Below are 17677 nucleotides of genomic sequence, written 5' to 3'. Positions count from 1 at the left end.
TACAAAAATAACCGACATAAAGCCGATATCAATCGAATTAAAACCACCCTTCCTGTGGGAGCGGGCTTGCTCGCGAAGAGGCCGGTACATCCGACGCAAATATTGAGCCTGGAATGCCGCTTTCGCGAGCAAGCCCGCTCCCACATTGGCCCGCATTTACAGGGGGATTGTGTCTACAACCCTTCCGCCAGCACCTTCGACAGCATGTCCACGAAGAAATCCACGCTCTGGCGCGAAGTGACCATCGGTGGCTTGATCTTGAGGATGTTCAGGTAATCGCCGGTCGGCTGCATGAAGATCCCCAGTTCCCGCAAACGATCGCACAGTGCGGTGGTTTCCTCGGTGGCCGGCTCCAGGGTTTCGCGGTTGCGGATCAACTCGACGCCCAGGTAGAAACCGGAACCGTGCACCGCGCCCACTAACGGATGAATATCGATCAACGCTTCGAGGCGCTGCTTGAAGTGGCCGCCAACGACCTGAGCGTTCTCCCAGAGTTTTTCCTCTTCCATCACATCCAGCACGGCCATGCCGACCTGGCAACTGACCGGGCTGCCACCGGCGGAGGAAAAGAAATAACCCTCGGCCTCCAGCGCCTCGGCGATTTCCCGGCGGGTGATGACCGCGCCCAATGGCTGGCCGTTGCCCATGCCTTTGGCCATGGTGATGATGTCCGGCACCACACCTTGCTCTTCAAAGCCCCAGAAGAAATCGCCCATGCGTCCGTAGCCGACCTGCACTTCGTCGGCGATGCACACGCCGCCCTGGGCCCGGACCATGCCATAGACTTGCTTCAAATAGCCCGGTGGCAGCGAGATACCGCCGGCATTGCCGTACACCGGTTCACAGATGAAACCGGCCAGTTGGCGTTTCTGTTCGGCGATTTTCGCCAGGTTGTGCTCGACGCTGCGCACATAATCCGGCGCACTGTCGGGGCCACGGAATTCACCGCGGTAAGTGTTTGGCGCGGTCACCGGGTGTACCCAGTCCGGGCGGCTGCTCAAGGCCTTGGGGTTGTCGGCGATCGAGGTCGACACCGAGTCCGCGCCCACCGTCCAGCCGTGATAGGCCTCCAGCACGCTGAGCATGTCGCGGCCGCCGCTGTAGGCCCACGCCAGCCGAATCGCCAGGTCGTTGGCCTCGCTGCCGCTGTTGACCAGGAACACGCGGTCCATGCCGTCAGGGGACAGTTTCAGCAAGCGTTCGGAGAACTCGGCCACGGCCGCGTAGTTGAAACGCGAGTTGGTGTTGAGCAACGACCACTGGCGACTGGCGACCGCCGCCATGCGCGGATGACCGTGGCCCAATACCGCGACGTTGTTGAGCATGTCGAGGTAGGAACGCCCCTGCATGTCGATCAAATGGTTGCGCCAGCCACGCTCGATGCGCGGCGGGTCGACGTAATAATGTTTTTGCGTTCGGGCGAAACTGGCGTCACGCCGGGCCAGCAAGGTCGCGCCGTCGAGTTCTGCTTCGGCATCACAGGCCAGCCCCAGCAGTGCCGCAGGTGATGGGCACAGTGCCTGCCAGGCAGCGGCGCGCGATGGTGTGCAGAACAACGGGGCATCGATCGACGCGCCACGGCTCAACTGCACGATCAACGGCCCGCTGACCGAACCCAGTACCTGGCCTTTGACCAGTGCCGCGCCGCTGTGCAGCGACGGCGTGACACCCCAAAGCCGCACACTCAATTGCGGGCCGTCCAGTTGCAGCACGCCCGCCGACGGCTGGTGCACCACACCGGCAAACGGTGCTTCGACCGTCGTGCCCTGAGGCACACGCAGTTCAACGTGCAAGGGGCAAGTGTCCGGTTCGGTGGCACTGTCCGGGCGGGTGTGGGACAGGCGGTACTGTCCATATCGACTGGCCGCCAGGCCATGAGCTGCGGCGGCTTCATCCAGCAAGCGCTGATCGACCCCCTCCTGCTCCCAGTTCCCGGCTTCGAAATGCGGGCTGAGCACCCCCAGGTCGATCAAGGCGAACTCACGCCCCACCAGGCTTGGCAACAGCGGCGCAAAGCCTTCACTGCCAATGGCCGGAAGACTGTGGCCGACAGCAGTGAGGATCGCCGCTTCCATCAATGCCAACGGCACCGACGTGGCCACACGGAAGATTTCCCATTCATGGACCAGGTTATCGCGACTGTAGGCATTGCCCGGATCGATGCTGACCTGCTGTTCGCCACTGAGCACCAGCACCGCCGCACGGGCGACGATCAGCGGCCACAGCGCCAGCAGCTCTTCGTGTTGCAAAGGGTTGACTGCGTGGTAAGCCTGGATTGCCGGCAAAATGCAGAACGGATCGCCCTCGCCATGATGCAGCAGCGCGGCGCAGGTGACCGACAGATCGGTAATGCGCCAGGTACGCACCAGGTCACCGAAATCGATCACGCCTTGCAGTTGCCAATGGCGTTGCGCATCGCGCTGCCACACCACGTTGTCGTCGGTGATGTCCATATGAATGGCCTGCACCGGCAGCCTGGCTTCCAGCGGCTGCAAATGCCGCTCGGCTTGTGCAGACGCTTCGACGATCAGTTTGCGCTGGGCTTCATCCTTGATCACCGGCAGCAAGTGCGCGATCAGGGCGTGAGCATGGCGAGCGTCCCATTGCAGGGTTCGCACCAGGCCCGGATGATCGAAATCCGCCAGGGCCAGGTCCATTTCACCGCACAGGCGACCGAAACCGGATACCACCGTCGGGTTGAAATGGCCGAGGCTCGTCAGCGGCTGGCCTTCGATGTAGTCGAGCAGACGAACGTGCACTGCCTGGCCACCCACGTCCAGAGACAGCAGGTCTGCACCGTTTTTCGCCGCGATAACACGCGGCACATGGACATCGGGGTGCTCGCCCAAGTGCTTGAGCCCGGCATGCTGTGCCTGAAGCTCAACGACCGAGTAGTCGCCACGGCAGATTTTCAGGACGAAACGCCCCCGCTCGCTGTCGACGCGGTAGTTCAGGTCTTGCTGGCTGCCGAGGGGCTGCAGTCTGCCGCTGAACCCGTAATGTTCTTCCAGCAGCTCTAGCGCTTGCTCCGCAGACACCTGCGGGCTGGGCAAACTGGCGCGATGAATCAACGTGGCGAGCGGCATACAACAACCCCTGAAATTTTATTAGGCGCCTATATCGCCACTGCTTCGGGCGATACGCAACCCCCCGCAAGCCGCTATGAGGGCATTTGTGGGAGCGGGCTTGCTCGCGAAGAGGGCGTGTCAGTCACATTCAGGTTGCCTGTCACTCCGCGTTCGCGAGCAAGCCCGCTCCCACAGGTTTTGGTTCTGGCACTCGCCTCCAATGGCACTTTGCGCAAGAATGACGGCCCTAAACACATGCATCTGGAGATGCCCACCATGAATGTAGTGACCACCGACCTGCCCGGTGTTCTGATCCTCGAACCCAAGGTCTTTGGTGACGATCGTGGTTTCTTCTACGAGAGTTTCAATGCCAGGGCGTTCAAAGAGGCCACCGGGCTGGACACCGAATTCGTTCAAGACAATCACTCCCGTTCGCAGAAGGGTGTGCTGCGCGGCCTGCATTACCAGCTGGAAAATACCCAGGGAAAACTGGTCCGCGTCACAGCCGGTGAAGTGCTGGACGTCGCCGTGGACATCCGTCGCAGTTCGCCGCACTTCGGCAAATGGGTCGCCGTGCGGCTGTCCGCCGCCAATCATCGGCAGCTCTGGGTCCCGGAAGGCTTTGCCCACGGGTTCGTCGTACTCAGCGAATTTGCCGAGTTCCTGTACAAAACCACCGACTACTACACGCCATCGGCCGAACGCAGCATTCGCTGGGATGACCCGGACCTGGCCATCGACTGGCAACTCGAAGGCACGCCGCAACTGTCGGCCAAGGATCAGGCCGGCGTGTTTTTCAAGGACGCTGACGTCTTTGCCTGAAAGGCCGGCTGAAACTCGCCTTTCAAGATGCAGCTGACCCAAGGCGGGCAAGCCTAGGCATAATGCGCCTGTACCCACAGGCGCATGCTGCTCATGAAACCGACTCTCCCCCCCAGACCCCGTTGGCGCAGCCTGGCCCTGCTGGCACTGTGCCTGGCGCCGTTGCTGTGGCCGCTGGAGCATCTGGCCGAGCGCTATTACCGCAGCGAACTGGCCAGCCAGAATCGTCAGACCCTCGACCTCTATGTCGCCAACCTGCTGGGCACCCTGCACCGCTATGAAGTGTTGCCGCAAATCCTCGGTGACCTTCCGGCCCTGCGCGCCGTGCTCGGTGCACCGGACGATGGTGTCACCCAGGGCAATGCCAACCGCCTGCTGAAAAATATCGCCACCCAGACCGGTGCCGAAGTCATGTACCTGATGGACGCCACCGGCAAGACGCTGGCTGCCTCCAACTGGGACAAGCACGACAGTTTCGTCGGGCGCAATTTTTCCTTCCGGCCTTATTTCAGCGAAGCCATGGCCGGGCGGCTCGGGCGCTTCTTTGGTTTGGGTACCACCTCCGCCAAGCGCGGTTACTTCTTCGCCGCCGGCGTGCGTGATGGCGAAAAAATCATGGGGGTGCTGGTGGTCAAGGTCGACCTCGACCACACCGAAAGCCTCTGGGGCAAAACCCCGGAACAACTGCTGCTGACCGACCACAACGGCGTGGTCATTCTCACCTCGCGACCGGAGTGGCGATTCCGCTCGACCCGCCCGTTGAGCGAGGCCGAAAGCAAAGCCATCACTGCGATCCAGCCCTATCCAACCCGCGATCCCAAACCGCTGGAGCTCAACCCCAACGCCTGGCTGACCCAGACCCAGCAGATTGCCGAAACCGGCTGGAATGTCAGCATCCTCGCCCCGCGCACCTTGATCGACCGTCCGGTGCGCACGGTGGTGGCCATCGGCGGTGCAACGCTGCTGGTGTTGATGCTGTTGCTTGGCCTGATGATGCAGCGCCGCCGCCATTACCTCGATCGCATTGCTTTCGAAGCCAAGGCCCGCCGCGAACTGGAAGGCCGGGTCGCCGAGCGCACCAGCGATCTCGAAGGCCTGAACCGGCGCCTGAAACAGGAAGTACTGGAACGCGAGCAGGCCCAGCAGGAGCTGGTCCGCGCCCAGGACGATCTGGTGCAGGCCGGCAAACTGTCGGCGCTGGGCACCATGTCGGCGAGCATCAGCCATGAACTCAATCAGCCGCTGGCAGCGATTCGCAGTTATGCGGAAAACGCCGAGATATTGCTCGACCACCAGCGCACCGACGATGCCCGCGGCAATCTCAAGCTGATCAGCGAACTGACCGGTCGCATGGCCTCGATCATCGCCCACCTGCGCGCCTTTGCCCGGCGCGACCGGCATGCCCCGGAAAGCGTAGCCCTGCAACCGGCGCTGGATGATGCCCTGGCCTTGCTGGCCAAGCGCCGACGCAGCATGGACGTCGAGCTGATCCGTGATCTGCCCGCCGCCACCCTGTGGGTCGAGGCCGGGGAAACCCGCCTGCGCCAGGTGCTCGGCAACCTGCTGGCCAATGCCCTGGATGCCCTGACGGAAAAAGGCCCGCCACGCAAACTCTGGTTGAGTGCCCAATCCACGGCCGAAGGCGTCAACCTGTACATTCGCGACAACGGCCCGGGCTTTTGCATGGAGGCCCTTGGACGCGCCAGCGAGCCGTTCTACACCACCAAGACCCGAACCCAGGGCCTGGGCTTGGGGCTGGCGATTTGCGAAACGCTGATGCGCGCCTTCGGGGGTGAACTGTCGTTCGCCAACCACAAGGAAGGCGGCGCCCTGATTACCCTGAAGCTGCGCGCAGGCGCACCAGGCGTGAGCCTGCAACCGTCCGAGGACCGAAGTGCATGACCATCGACAACCGCATTCAGGTCGTGTTGATCGACGACGATCCCCACTTGCGCCAGGCCTTGAGCCAGACGCTGGATCTGGCCGGCCTGAAGATCCTGCCGCTGGCCGAAGCCAAGGGCCTGGCCGGGCAACTGGAGCGCGACTGGCCGGGTGTGGTGGTCAGCGACATCCGCATGCCCGGCATGGACGGTCTGGAACTGCTGACCGAACTGCACGCCCAGGACCCTGAATTGCCGGTGCTGCTGATCACTGGCCACGGCGATGTGCCACTGGCGGTGCAGGCCATGCGCGCCGGGGCCTATGACTTTCTCGAGAAGCCGTTCGCCAGCGACGCCTTGCTCGACAGCGTGCGCCGCGCGCTGGCCCTGCGCCGGCTGGTGCTGGACAACCGCAGCCTGCGGTTGGCCTTGAGCGACCGCAACGAGCTGAGCGCCCGCCTGGTTGGCCATTCACCTTCGATGCTGCGCCTGCGCGAGCAGATTGGCGCCTTGGCGGCGACCAAGGCCGACGTGCTGATCCTCGGCGAAACCGGCGCCGGCAAAGAAGTCGTGGCCCGGGCGTTGCACGATCTATCAGGCCGGCGTAACGGTCCGTTCGTGGCGATCAATGCCGGTGCCCTGGCCGAATCAGTGGTCGAAAGCGAGCTGTTCGGCCACGAGCCCGGCGCCTTCACCGGCGCGCAGAAACGCCGCATCGGCAAGTTCGAATTCGCCAATGGCGGCACCTTGTTCCTCGATGAAATCGAAAGCATGAGCCTGGATGTGCAGGTCAAATTGCTGCGCTTGCTGCAGGAGCGCGTGGTCGAACGCCTGGGCGGCAATCAACAGATCCCGCTGGACATCCGCATCATCGCCGCGACCAAGGAAGACCTGCGCCAGGCAGCGGATCAAGGGCGCTTTCGTGCCGACTTGTATTACCGCCTGAACGTCGCGCCGCTGCGGATTCCACCCTTGCGCGAACGGGGCGAAGACGCGCTGATGCTGTTCCAGCATTTCGCCGACGAAGCCAGTGCCCGCCACGGCTTGCCGCCCCATGAACTGCAACCAGGACAACGTGCCCTGCTGCTGCGCCACACCTGGCCCGGCAACGTGCGCGAGCTGCAAAATGCGGCCGAGCGTTTTGCCCTCGGGCTGGAACTGGCCCTCGACAACAGCACGCCGGAAGGCGGCGCTGGCCCTATGGCCGAAGTCGTCAGCGGTGGGTTGAGCGAGCAAGTGGAGAACTTCGAAAAAACCCTCATCGCCGCCGAACTGGCGCGCTCGCACAGCTCCGTGCGCAGCGTCGCCGAAGCCCTCGGCATTCCGCGCAAGACCCTGCACGACAAACTACGCAAGCACGGTTTGAGCTTCTCGGACAGTGGCGCTTCGGCCCACCCTGATGACCTCGACTGAGCTACCGTCCAATCATCCAATTCAAGCAAGAGGCCCCCTGAATGAGCCGCGACAGTCGACAACTGGAATCAGTCCTCCATCACGACATTCCCCTCACCCGGGACATGGGCCTCAGAGTGCTCAACTGGCATGACCAGCAACTGCGCCTGCACTTGCCGCTGGAAGCAAACGTCAACCACAAGAGCACCATGTTCGGCGGCAGCCTGTATTGCGGCGCGGTCCTGGCCGGTTGGGGCTGGCTGCATTTGCGCCTCAAGGAAGAAGGCATCACGGACGGGCACATCGTGATTCAGGAAGGGCAGATCAGCTATCCGCTGCCGGTGACGGGCGATGCCAACGCCATTTGCCAGGCGCCGGATCCGGTGATCTGGAAGAAATTTTTGACCACGTTCCAGCGGTACAGCCGAGCTCGGTTGACGCTGCATACACGGGTCGTCAATGAAGGCCGTGATGAGGATGCGGTGAGGTTTGTCGGGCAGTACGTGTTGCACCGCTAAATCGGGACCACCACAAAACCTGTGGGAGCGAGCTTGCTCGCGATGGGGTCGTCCAGGCCAACATTGTAGTTGCCTGACCCACCGCCATCGCGAGCAAGCTCGCTCCCACAAGGATTTTGCATCAGCGCGTGGGAACGATCTTATGCGCGTGCCAGTTCCAGCAGCTTCTCCCGCCAAGCCGCCTTCGCCGGCAACGCCAGAAAGAACGCATTCAACAGCGATTCCCGCGCCGGATAGCTGAACGGCTCACCGCTCAGCTCCAGCACCTCACCGCCCGCACCTTCCAGTACGCCTTGGGCGGCCGCCGTGTCCCACTGCGAAGTCGGTGCCAGACGCGGATAGCAATCCGCGGCCCCTTCAGCCAGCAAACAGAATTTCAGAGAACTGCCGATGTTGACCAGTTGCAGCTCGCCAAGACTGGCGCTCAACCCGGCCAGCAAACGTTCCTGCTCCGGGCTCGAATGGCGACGGCTGGCCACCACGGTGAACGACTCACCGGGCGCTAATGCATCACGCACCTTGATCGCCACTGGCGTACCACCTTTATCGCCACGCCACGCGCCGAGGCCGGCGCCACCGACATAAAAACGACCATTGGTCGGCATAGACACCACACCGAACACCACCCGACCGTTTTCGATCAGGGCGATGTTGACGGTGAACTCTTCGCTGCCGCTGATGAACTCCTTGGTGCCATCGAGCGGATCGACCAGCCACCAGCGCTGCCATCCGGCCCGCACACTTTGCGCAATGTTTGCGTCCTCTTCGGAGAGCACCGGGATGCCCGGATCCAGCGCCGTCAGCCCCGCCAGAATCAGGTGGTGCGCGGCCAGGTCAGCAGCGGTCACCGGCGAATCATCAGCCTTAGCCGTGACGGCCGTGCCTGTACGCCAGAACGGCAGGATCGCATCACCGGCCTGCAAAGCCAGCTCAATGACCGGAGCCATCAACGGATGCGGAAAATTCATGACTGGAACGCTCCGCGCTGAGTCAACAGGTCTCGGGCCAGGTACAGCGCCGCCAAGGCACGGCCTTCGGTAAATTGCGGGTTTTGCGCCAGCGCCGAGAGTTCATGCAGATTGACCTTGTCCACCCGCATCGGCTCGGGTTCGTCGCCTTCCAGGCGCGCTTCGTAGAGGTCGGTGGCCAGCACCACCTGAATCTTCTGGCTCATGTAGCCGGGGGACAACGACAGCTCGGTCAGGTGCTCCAACTGTCGCGCGCCGAAGCCGGCCTCTTCCTTGAGCTCACGCTCGGCCGCCGCCAACACGTCTTCGCCCGGCTCGATCAAACCCTTGGGCAAAGACATTTCGTATTCATCGGTACCGCCGCAATACTCCTCGACCAGCACCGCATGCTCGGCATCGAGCATCGCCACGATCATGACCGCGCCGTACCCGGCCCCTTTGCCAACCAGGCGCTCATACGTACGCTCCACGCCATTGGAAAAGCGCAGCTTCAGCTCCTCCACGCAGAACAATCGACTGGTGGCGACAATTTCGCGGGCGAGTATGGTGGGTTTCTGGCGCATGCAAAGCTCCTTGGCGTGAACGCGCTACTATAACGCGGCTTTCCCGTTTGTTTACGCCAGAAATCTTTCTACTGCCCGAGACGTTGCCATGCCTTCATTACCCTGGTCCGACATCGATACCGTTCTGCTGGACATGGACGGCACGTTGCTTGACCTGCATTTCGACAACCACTTCTGGATGGAGCACCTGCCCCAGCGTTACGCCGAATTGCACGGGGTCAGCCGGGCCATGGCCGAGATGGAATTGCAGCCGTTGTTCGAGCGCAATGCCGGCCAGCTGCAGTGGTACTGCCTGGACTTCTGGAGTGCCGAACTGAAGCTGTCGGTGCGCGACCTGAAACTGGAAACCGCGCATCTGATCGCCCTGCGCCCGGATGCCGACACCTTTCTGACGGCGATCAAACGGGCCGGCAAGCGCGTGGTGCTGATCACCAACGCCCATCGGGATGCGCTGTCGTTGAAGCTGGAAAAAATCGAACTGGCGCCCTACTTCGAGCGCCTGATCAGTTCCCATGACTACGGCTTCCCCAAGGAAAACCCGCAGTTCTGGAATGCGCTGCAAGCCGATATCGATTTCGAACCGGCGCGCAGCCTGTTCATCGACGACACCTTGCCGATCCTGCGCAGTGCGCGGGATTTTGGTGTGGCGCATTTGCTGGCCGTGCGTGAACCGGATAGTCGCAAGGGGCCGAAGGACACGGCGGAGTTTGCGGCGGTCGGGGATTATCGGGATTTGATTGCAGGACTTTGATACCGAGGCGCCTGCTTCGCGGGCAAGCCACGCCCCCACAGAATCTGAGCCGTTTCACAAAGAATGCGAACGACGCAGATCCTGTGGGAGCGTGGCTTGCCCGCGATGGCCATCACGCGGTTTGACGACTTACTCAGGAATCCGCAACGATTGCCCCGGGTAGATTTTGTCCGGGTGCGACAGCATCGGTTTGTTGGCTTCGAAAATCTTGTTGTACTTGTTGGCATCGCCGTACACGCGCTTGGAAATCGCGCTGAGGGTGTCGCCCTTCACGACGGTGACAAACACCGCGGCCTTCACCACCGGCCCGGTCACAGTGATCTGATCATCCACGCTGCCAACCCCGGCAATATTGCCCACGGCCAACAGAATTTTTTCCTTCTCTTCCTGGCTTGCCACTTCGCCGGTCACGGTCACTTTGTCACCATCGACCGTCGCCTGCACATTCGGGTTGCCCAGCCCGACCTTTTTGATGTGCTCCTTCAATTGCTCACTGGCATTGGCGTTGCCTGGCGTCAGCAAATCCAGCAGTTTTTCGCCTGCCTCCTTCACAAAGCTCAAAAGACTCATGGTGCACTCTCCTTGGGTTTGGGGTTCCAGACGCAAAAGCCTAGACCACGGCCGCCACTTGCGAATCCAACCCGACCAATGACCCCGCTTGCGATAGAATCCGCACCTTCCCGCGCCCAGGAGCGAAGATGGACATCAAGCAGCTGAAATTCCTCATCGCGCTCGACGAAACCCGCCATTTCGGCCAGGCCGCCGCACGCTGCCACATCACCCAGCCGACCCTGTCCATGCGCCTGCGCAGCCTCGAAGAAGAACTCGACCTGCCGCTGGTCAATCGCGGCCAGCGCTTCGAAGGCTTCACCGCGCCGGGCGAGCGGGTGCTGGCTTGGGCGCGCACGGTGTTGGCGGCCTATGACGGCTTGTATGCCGAGGCCGCCGCCTGTCGCGGCAATCTGGTCGGCACGTTGCGCCTGGGCATGGTGCCGTTGTCGAGCTTCGATCCGCTGCCGCTGCTGCAACGCCTGCACGCCGAACACCCGAACCTGCGCTTCGAGCTTTCAGCCTTGAGTTCGGAGCAGATCCTCGAACAACTGGCGAACAATCGCCTGGATCTCGGTGTTTCCTATCTGGAACGCCTGGACGCCGAACATTTCGACTCACTGGCCTTCAGCGAAACCCGCATGGGCCTGCTCTACGACCAACGCTTCTTCACCTTTGGCGAGGCGCCGCTGAGCTGGGAATCGTTGATTGAGCTGCCACTGGGCATGCTCACCAGCGGCATGCACTTTCGCCAGTCCATCGACCATAACTTCCATAGCCGCGGCCTCACCCCACAACCCTTGCTGCAGACCGACGCCGTCCATCAACTGCTTCAAGCCGTGCACGGCGGCCTGTGTTGCGCCGTGATGCCCCTGGACGGTGGCCTCGAAGGGTTGACCGACCACTTGCGCCTGCAACCGATCGAGAACGCCCAGACCCTTGGCCGCCTGGGGCTGATCATGCGTCGCAGCGCGCCACGCTCGGCCCTGGCGGAAGCCTGTTTCGCGATTTATCAGCAATCACTGACGAGCGCTTGATCGACGGCATCTATCGGTAGATCAGTATTAGCGATTAGACGCGACAGTTTGCCGCGCCTAGTCTTAAAGCTGATCAATCCGTGGGTGATGCCATGAACACCAAGCGCCCTGCCTGCGCGGCGCCTGCCCTCGAAACGCCCGCGCCCGCCGCCAGCCAGACGTACAGCTACAGCAATTTCCGCCCCACCGAAACGGAAAGCGTCGAATCGGACAGCACCGCGCTGGCCGAGGAAGTCGCGTTGGCGATTGCCTATAACGGCATCAGCCAAGCGGTCATGCTGGTAACGCCAACGGATCTGGAGGACTTCATTGTCGGCTTCAGCCTGGGCAGCGGCATCATCCAGGACGCCTCGGACATCTACGACCTGCAACTGACTGGCTCGGGCTCGGCGCAATACGCGCAAGTGACCATCGCCAATCGCGCCTTCTGGAACCTCAAGCAGCAGCGTCGGCAACTGGCCGGCACCAGCGGTTGCGGGTTGTGCGGCGTGGAAGCGGTCGAGCAGGCGTTGCCTGACCTTCAGGTATTGCCCGGCGCCCCGCTGCCACCCGTTGAATGGCTCGATGGCCTGCGCCAGCGCATCGGCGCCTTCCAGCCTTTGGGCCAGCATTGCGGTGCGGTGCACGCAGCGGTGTTCATGAACGATCAGGGCCAGTTGCTGATGGGCCGCGAAGACATAGGCCGACACAACGCCCTCGACAAGCTGATCGGTGGCCTTGTCCGCCAGAACATCCCGACCGCCGGCGGGCTGGCGATTGTCACCAGCCGCTGCAGTCTCGAATTGATCCAGAAAGTCCTGCGCGCCGGCATCCAGACCCTGGTCAGCCTGTCGTCGCCCACGGGCCTTGCCGTGCAATGGGCTCGGCGCCACAACCTCAACCTCATCCATTTGCCACAGAAGAATGCGCCGCGGGTCTACAGCCCAACGTTGGAGAATCAAGCGTGAGTCAACACCGTCAAGCCGACCAGACCCCCGTCCCTCGCTACAAGCCCTACAAAGGTCCTGCCGGTGGCTGGGGCGCTCTGATCAGCGTGGCCCAGGCCTGGTTGACCAGCGACAACGCACTGAAAAACCTGCGCATCATGCTCAAGACCAACCAGAACGGTGGCTTCGACTGCCCGGGTTGCGCCTGGGGCGATTCTCCGGAAAAGGGCATGGTGATGTTCTGCGAGAACGGCGCCAAGGCGGTGAACTGGGAAGCGACCAAACGCCGTGTCGACGCCAAATTCTTCGCCAGACACAGCGTCACTTCATTGCTGGAGCAGAGCGACTACTGGCTCGAATACCAGGGCCGCCTGACCGAGCCGATGAGCTACGACGCCGAAACGGACCGCTATAAACCGATCAGTTGGGACGACGCCTTCGCGCTGATCGCCAAACACCTGAACGGTTTGTCGAGCCCGGACCAGGCCGAGTTCTACACCTCGGGCCGTGCCAGCAACGAAGCGGCTTATTTGTACCAGCTGTTCGTGCGCGCCTTCGGCACCAACAATTTCCCTGACTGCTCGAACATGTGCCACGAGGCCAGCGGTGTGGCGCTGTCGCAAAGTGTCGGCGTCGGCAAAGGCACCGTGACGTTCGACGACTTCGAACACGCCGATGCGATTTTCGTCTGGGGCCAGAACCCCGGCACCAACCACCCACGCATGCTCGAACCGCTGCGTGAAGCGGTGAAACGCGGTGCGCAAGTGGTGTGCATCAACCCGCTCAAGGAGCGCGGCCTGGAACGTTTCCAGCACCCGCAGCACGCGATCGAAATGCTCACCAACGGCGACAAGCCGACCAACACCGCGTTCTTCCGCCCGGCCCTCGGTGGCGACATGGCGATCATGCGCGGCATGGCGAAATTTCTCTTGCTGTGGGAACGCGACGCACAGAAAACCGGCGCACCCGCGGTGTTCGACCATGACTTCCTCAATGAGCACAGCGCCAATGTGCTGGAGTACCTGGCGGCCATCGACGACACCCCGTGGGAGCAGATCGTCGAGCAGTCCGGCCTGACCCTGGTCGAGATCGAGCAAGCGGCGCGCATGTACGCCAAGGGCAAGAACGTCATCATGTGCTGGGCCATGGGTATCACCCAGCATCGCCATTCGGTGGCGACCATCCAGGAGATCGCCAACCTGATGCTGCTGCGCGGCAACGTTGGCCGCCCCGGTGCCGGCCTGTGCCCGGTGCGGGGTCACAGCAACGTGCAGGGCGACCGGACCATGGGCATCAACGAACGCCCGCCGGCAGCCTTTCTCGATGCCCTGGAGCGCCGCTTCCAGTTCAAGGTGCCACGCCACAACGGCCACAACGTGGTCGAGGCGATTCATGCCATGGCCGAAGGCCGGGCAAAAGTCTTCATCGGCCTGGGCGGCAACTTCGCCCAGGCCACGCCAGACAGCCCGCGCACGTTCCAGGCGTTGCAAAACTGTGACCTGACCGTGCAGATCAGCACCAAGCTCAACCGCAGCCATTTGACCCACGGCAAGGACGCGTTGATCCTGCCGTGCCTGGGCCGCACCGACATCGACATCCAGAACGAAGGCCCGCAAGCGATAACCGTCGAAGACTCGTTCAGCATGGTCCACGCCTCCAATGGCCAGTTGCAGCCGCTGTCGAACCAGATGCGCTCGGAACCGGCGATCCTGGCCGGCATCGCTGCCGCGACCCTGGGCAACCACCCGGTGGACTGGAACTGGCTGGTGGCCGACTACAGCCGCATCCGCGACCTGATCGCCGAGACCATTCCCGGTTTCACGGACTTCAACGAGAAGGTCAAGAATCCCGGCGGCTTCTACCTGGGCAACAGTGCCGGCGCACGCAAGTGGAATACCGCCTCGGGCCGGGCCAATTTCCGCCCCAACGCACTGCCCAAAGATCTGGTGCACGAACGCACCCGCGCCACTGGTGTACTGCCGGACCTGATCATGCAATCGATGCGCTCCCACGATCAGTACAACACCACGATCTACGGCCTGAATGACCGCTATCGCGGGGTGAAGGGACAACGCGATGTGTTGTTCGTCAACGAGGCCGACATCATTCGCCTGGGCTTCAAACCGGGGCAGAAGGCTGACATCGTTTCGCTCTGGGACGATGGTGTCGAACGTCGGGTGAAAGGCTTCACCCTGCTGGCATTCGACATCCCGGCCGGGCAAGCGGCGGCGTACTACCCGGAAGTGAATCCGCTGGTGCCGCTGGAAAGCACCGGCGATGGCAGCCATACCCCGACATCGAAATTCGTGGCGATCCGGTTGGAAGCGGCGAGCGAGACCAGGTTGATCATGGCCAGGTCTGCGTAACGCTTCGCCTGAACCGGCCTCTTCGCGAGCAAGCCCGCTCCCACATTGAATCTCTGCCGTACACAAAATTTGTGTTCGCTGAAGATCCAATGTGGGAGCGGGCTTGCTCGCGAATGCGGTAGATCAAACAACAAACTTTCCGAATTCTGCACTTTCCTTTCGCCCACAAAAAAGGCCGTTTCCTCATGAAAACGGCCTTTGCGAAGTAGTAAAAGACCGGCAAAAAAACGTTAAGTTCCGCCCAAAAAACAGTAACTTGCAATATTGTATACAGGTCGTGTTATTCGTCGGATTTCGATTGTCACGCCCATTCCAGAGCCTCAGGATCGCGCCGTCATCCCCTTGAGGTTCCTCCATGAAGTTCTCCTCGATTCTCTTGTTGTCCCTTGGCCTGGTCAGCGGTATCGCGTCTGCTGGCGGCACCACCGAAGCCGGTGTAGGCGGCGCATTGGGCGGGGTTCTAGGCTCGGTCGTCGGTCAGTCGTTAGGCGGCAGTACAGGTTCCACCATCGGCGCGGCCCTGGGTGGCGCGGGTGGTAGTGCCGTCGGCGCAAACAAACACAGCCGTGGCGAAGCGGCCATTGGCGGTGCGTTGGGTGCTGCGGGCGGTAACGTGGTCGGCCGCAGCGTGGGCGGCACCACTGGCAGCCTGATCGGCGCAGCAGCAGGCGGCGGCGCCGGCGGCGCGCTGGGTAACTACATGGGCAAAGAGTACGATAATGATGACGACGACGATCGTCGTTCGTATCGCGGCCATGGTGATCGTCGTTACTACCGTGACGGCCATCCGGGCCGCGGTCATGCCTACGGCCATCGCAAGCATCGCCACAAGCATTACCGCGACTAAGGCCTCGAGCGCCTCGCTGATCAGTACAACAAAAATCGCAGCCCAAGGGCTGCGATTTTTTTTGTCTTACTGAACCACCAGACGCTCCAGCGCCCCGCGTAACCCGGCAGGAATCGCCACGGGTTGATTCGACCCGCGATCGACAAACACATGCACGAAGCGCCCTGCCGCACAGGCTTCATCCTCGCCTTGCCTGAACACGGCCAGTTCGTACTGCACCGAACTGTTGCCCAACTTGCCCACGCGTAGACCGATCTCGATACGGTCCGGGAAAGCAATGGACGCAAAGTAATCACAGGAGGAGCTCACCACGAACCCCACCACCTCGCCGTCATGGATATCCAGGCCGCCGACCTCGATCAGGTAAGCGTTCACCGCCGTATCGAAGAAGCTGTAATAGGTGACGTTGTTGATGTGACCGTAGGCGTCGTTGTCGTGCCAGCGGGTGGTGATGGGCTGAAAATGCGGATAGTCGGTGCGTTGGGGCATCAGCGTTGCATCCTGGAATGGGTTTACCAAGTCTAAGGCGAAAAACGCTTTATCGTTCTTCGCGAGCAAGCCCGCTCCCACATTGGATCTCCAGCGAACACAAATTTTACGTATGGCAGAGATTCACTGTGGGAGCGGGCTTGCTCGCGAAGGCGCCCTCACAGGCGCCATATCAATCACTGTTCAGCAAAACCCTTGCCCGCCGCCGCCAACTCTCCAATCAACCGCGCCGGGTTCCAGTGACCGCCCTGACGCGTCTCAAGGTCCATCAAGCGCCGATGGATATCCGCCAGCCCTTGTTGATCCGCCCAGGCCATCGGCCCGCCCTTGTCCGCCGGAAAACCGTAACCATTGAGGTAGACCAGGTCGATATCCCGAGCCGATCCGGCAATGCCTTCCTGCAGGATCTTCGCGCCTTCGTTGACCAGTGCCAGCAAGCAGCGCTCGAGAATCTCCTCCGGGCCAATCTCGCGACGCTGGAACCCCAGTTCTTCACTGACTTGAAGCACCAGTGCATCGACCTGCGGATCGTGCTCGGCCTGCCGGCTGCCCGGTTCGTAATGGTAAAAACCGTTGCCACTCTTTTGGCCGAAACGTTCCATCTCGCACAGTCGATTGTCCACCTGAACCTCAGGCGCATCCTGCCCGACGCCGGTCAGTTGCCGTGCTCGCCACTGCAGGTCGACGCCCACCACGTCGAACATGCGGAACGGCCCCATGGCGAAACCGAACCCTTGCAGCGCTGCATCCACCTGGTAGGGATAAGCCCCTTCCAGCAGCATTTTCCGCGCCTCAAGCACATAGGTATTGAGCATGCGGTTGCCGATGAAACCATCACAATTGCCCGCCACTACACTGACCTTGCCCATGCGCTGGCCGAGCGCCAGCGCCGCGTCGAGGACTGCCGGAGCAGTCTGCGCGCCACGGACGATTTCCAGCAGCTTCATGATGTGTGCCGGGCTGAAGAAATGCAGGCCCAGCACTTGCTGTGGTCGGCGTGTGACTGCCGCGATAGCGTCGATGTCCAGCGCCGAAGTATTGCTCGCCAGAATCGCCTCAGGTTTGAGCAAGCCATCGAGCTCACGGAAGATTTTCTGCTTGAGCTCAAGGTTTTCGTACACCGCTTCGATGACCAGGTCGACATCGCGGATGGCCACATAACCATCGGCCGCCGTTACGCGCGCGATACGGGCGTCGGCTTCTGCCTGATCAATGCGGCCCTGACGCACACTGTGGGCGTAGGTGTCCGCCACGGTTGCCATTGCCTGTTCCAGCATTTGCGGATTGTTGTCGACCCACTGCACGGCCACTCCGGCGTTGGCCAGGCACATGACAATGCCACGGCCCATGGTGCCCGCGCCGATGACGGCGGCGCGCTGAATATTCGACGGTGTCTGGCTCATGTTTTGTTCTCTTGTTGGCGATCCGAAGACAGCCACCACCATAGTCAGCCACTGCACATTTTTGAAATTTATTCCTGTGATGAGCAACATTCAGCGGA

Annotated in this window: 15 protein-coding genes; 9 read left to right on the top strand and 6 right to left on the bottom strand. The window is 61.8% G+C overall.

From position 1 onward, the window contains the following. Positions 1 to 173: 173 nt before the first annotated feature. Complete coding sequence (locus tag KSS91_RS01925; RefSeq protein WP_217836895.1) at positions 174 to 3086, bottom strand: aminotransferase; 2913 nt, start codon at positions 3084 to 3086, stop codon at positions 174 to 176. A gap of 258 nt (positions 3087 to 3344) precedes the next feature. Here KSS91_RS01925 and rfbC point away from each other — a divergent pair, with 258 nt between their 5' ends. The 4 genes from rfbC (at position 3345) to KSS91_RS01905 (ending at position 7680) form a co-directional block, all read left to right on the top strand. Next, positions 3345 to 3890, top strand: coding sequence for a dTDP-4-dehydrorhamnose 3,5-epimerase (gene rfbC / locus KSS91_RS01920; RefSeq protein ID WP_217836894.1), 546 nt, complete (start codon positions 3345 to 3347; stop codon positions 3888 to 3890). A 93-nt stretch (positions 3891 to 3983) separates the two neighbouring features. Next, positions 3984 to 5792, top strand: coding sequence for a sensor histidine kinase (locus KSS91_RS01915; RefSeq protein ID WP_015093044.1), 1809 nt, complete (start codon positions 3984 to 3986; stop codon positions 5790 to 5792). After that, positions 5789 to 7183, top strand: a complete 1395-nt coding sequence (locus KSS91_RS01910; RefSeq protein WP_217836893.1) for a sigma-54-dependent transcriptional regulator — start codon at positions 5789 to 5791, stop codon at positions 7181 to 7183. Before KSS91_RS01915 ends, KSS91_RS01910 begins: the two co-directional genes overlap by 4 nt. Positions 7184 to 7224: 41 nt before the next feature. Continuing rightward, positions 7225 to 7680: a YiiD C-terminal domain-containing protein gene (locus KSS91_RS01905; RefSeq protein WP_217836892.1), complete on the top strand. Its 456-nt coding sequence runs from the start codon at positions 7225 to 7227 to the stop codon at positions 7678 to 7680. Positions 7681 to 7820: 140 nt separating this feature from the next. Here the strand turns inward: KSS91_RS01905 and cysQ are convergent, their stop codons facing one another. Both cysQ and nudE read right to left on the bottom strand, forming a co-directional pair. Further along, positions 7821 to 8648, bottom strand: coding sequence for a 3'(2'),5'-bisphosphate nucleotidase CysQ (gene cysQ / locus KSS91_RS01900; RefSeq protein ID WP_217836891.1), 828 nt, complete (start codon positions 8646 to 8648; stop codon positions 7821 to 7823). Then, a complete protein-coding gene (gene nudE / locus KSS91_RS01895) occupies positions 8645 to 9211 on the bottom strand; it encodes an ADP compounds hydrolase NudE (protein ID WP_217836890.1) in 567 nt (188 codons plus the stop codon). The genes cysQ and nudE overlap by 4 nt, the downstream gene beginning before the upstream one ends. Positions 9212 to 9299: 88 nt before the next feature. Here nudE and yrfG point away from each other — a divergent pair, with 88 nt between their 5' ends. Next, positions 9300 to 9962, top strand: coding sequence for a GMP/IMP nucleotidase (gene yrfG, locus KSS91_RS01890; protein WP_126048645.1), 663 nt, complete (start codon positions 9300 to 9302; stop codon positions 9960 to 9962). A gap of 129 nt (positions 9963 to 10091) precedes the next feature. On the opposite strand, the gene lysM is transcribed toward yrfG, so the two are convergent. Then, positions 10092 to 10532, bottom strand: a complete 441-nt coding sequence (lysM, locus tag KSS91_RS01885; protein WP_102673942.1) for a peptidoglycan-binding protein LysM — start codon at positions 10530 to 10532, stop codon at positions 10092 to 10094. Positions 10533 to 10660: 128 nt separating this feature from the next. Between lysM and KSS91_RS01880 the strand changes: the two genes are divergently transcribed. From KSS91_RS01880 to KSS91_RS01865, 4 genes are all read left to right on the top strand, one after another. Next, a complete protein-coding gene (locus KSS91_RS01880; protein WP_217836889.1) occupies positions 10661 to 11548 on the top strand; it encodes a LysR family transcriptional regulator in 888 nt (295 codons plus the stop codon). Positions 11549 to 11640: 92 nt separating this feature from the next. Continuing rightward, entirely contained in the window at positions 11641 to 12495 is an 855-nt protein-coding gene (fdhD, locus tag KSS91_RS01875) for a formate dehydrogenase accessory sulfurtransferase FdhD (protein ID WP_217836888.1), read from the top strand. Further along, positions 12492 to 14840, top strand: a complete 2349-nt coding sequence (locus KSS91_RS01870) for an FdhF/YdeP family oxidoreductase (RefSeq protein ID WP_217836887.1) — start codon at positions 12492 to 12494, stop codon at positions 14838 to 14840. The genes fdhD and KSS91_RS01870 overlap by 4 nt, the downstream gene beginning before the upstream one ends. Before the next feature lie 355 nt (positions 14841 to 15195). Further along, positions 15196 to 15687, top strand: coding sequence for a glycine zipper domain-containing protein (locus KSS91_RS01865; RefSeq protein WP_217836886.1), 492 nt, complete (start codon positions 15196 to 15198; stop codon positions 15685 to 15687). Positions 15688 to 15753: 66 nt separating this feature from the next. Here KSS91_RS01865 and KSS91_RS01860 read toward each other — a convergent pair whose 3' ends face one another. Continuing rightward, positions 15754 to 16176 (bottom strand): acyl-CoA thioesterase, encoded by a 423-nt coding sequence (locus tag KSS91_RS01860; RefSeq protein WP_217836885.1) that lies wholly within the window; start codon positions 16174 to 16176, stop codon positions 15754 to 15756. Between the two features lie 176 nt (positions 16177 to 16352). Continuing rightward, positions 16353 to 17579 carry a 3-hydroxyacyl-CoA dehydrogenase gene (locus KSS91_RS01855; RefSeq protein WP_217836884.1) on the bottom strand — a complete coding sequence of 409 codons (1227 nt, stop codon included), beginning with the start codon at positions 17577 to 17579 and terminating at the stop codon, positions 16353 to 16355. Positions 17580 to 17677: the final 98 nt, after the last annotated feature.

The sequence above is a fragment of the Pseudomonas azerbaijanorientalis genome (genome assembly GCF_019139795.1).
Lineage (GTDB): Bacteria > Pseudomonadota > Gammaproteobacteria > Pseudomonadales > Pseudomonadaceae > Aquipseudomonas > Aquipseudomonas laurylsulfatiphila.
The sequence above is the reverse complement of the archived record's forward strand: the minus strand, read 5'-3'. Positions and strand labels throughout refer to the sequence as shown.

What these genes read in the sequence shown, in the direction of transcription:
- KSS91_RS01925 (WP_217836895.1), bottom strand. Translation starts at nt 3,086, where the DNA reads ATGCCGCTCGCCACGTTGATTCATCGCGCCAGTTTGCCCAGCCCGCAG.
- rfbC (WP_217836894.1), top strand. Translation starts at nt 3,345, where the DNA reads ATGAATGTAGTGACCACCGACCTGCCCGGTGTTCTGATCCTCGAACCC.
- KSS91_RS01915 (WP_015093044.1), top strand. Translation starts at nt 3,984, where the DNA reads ATGAAACCGACTCTCCCCCCCAGACCCCGTTGGCGCAGCCTGGCCCTG.
- KSS91_RS01910 (WP_217836893.1), top strand. Translation starts at nt 5,789, where the DNA reads ATGACCATCGACAACCGCATTCAGGTCGTGTTGATCGACGACGATCCC.
- KSS91_RS01905 (WP_217836892.1), top strand. Translation starts at nt 7,225, where the DNA reads ATGAGCCGCGACAGTCGACAACTGGAATCAGTCCTCCATCACGACATT.
- cysQ (WP_217836891.1), bottom strand. Translation starts at nt 8,648, where the DNA reads ATGAATTTTCCGCATCCGTTGATGGCTCCGGTCATTGAGCTGGCTTTG.
- nudE (WP_217836890.1), bottom strand. Translation starts at nt 9,211, where the DNA reads ATGCGCCAGAAACCCACCATACTCGCCCGCGAAATTGTCGCCACCAGT.
- yrfG (WP_126048645.1), top strand. Translation starts at nt 9,300, where the DNA reads ATGCCTTCATTACCCTGGTCCGACATCGATACCGTTCTGCTGGACATG.
- lysM (WP_102673942.1), bottom strand. Translation starts at nt 10,532, where the DNA reads ATGAGTCTTTTGAGCTTTGTGAAGGAGGCAGGCGAAAAACTGCTGGAT.
- KSS91_RS01880 (WP_217836889.1), top strand. Translation starts at nt 10,661, where the DNA reads ATGGACATCAAGCAGCTGAAATTCCTCATCGCGCTCGACGAAACCCGC.
- fdhD (WP_217836888.1), top strand. Translation starts at nt 11,641, where the DNA reads ATGAACACCAAGCGCCCTGCCTGCGCGGCGCCTGCCCTCGAAACGCCC.
- KSS91_RS01865 (WP_217836886.1), top strand. Translation starts at nt 15,196, where the DNA reads ATGAAGTTCTCCTCGATTCTCTTGTTGTCCCTTGGCCTGGTCAGCGGT.
- KSS91_RS01860 (WP_217836885.1), bottom strand. Translation starts at nt 16,176, where the DNA reads ATGCCCCAACGCACCGACTATCCGCATTTTCAGCCCATCACCACCCGC.
- KSS91_RS01855 (WP_217836884.1), bottom strand. Translation starts at nt 17,579, where the DNA reads ATGAGCCAGACACCGTCGAATATTCAGCGCGCCGCCGTCATCGGCGCG.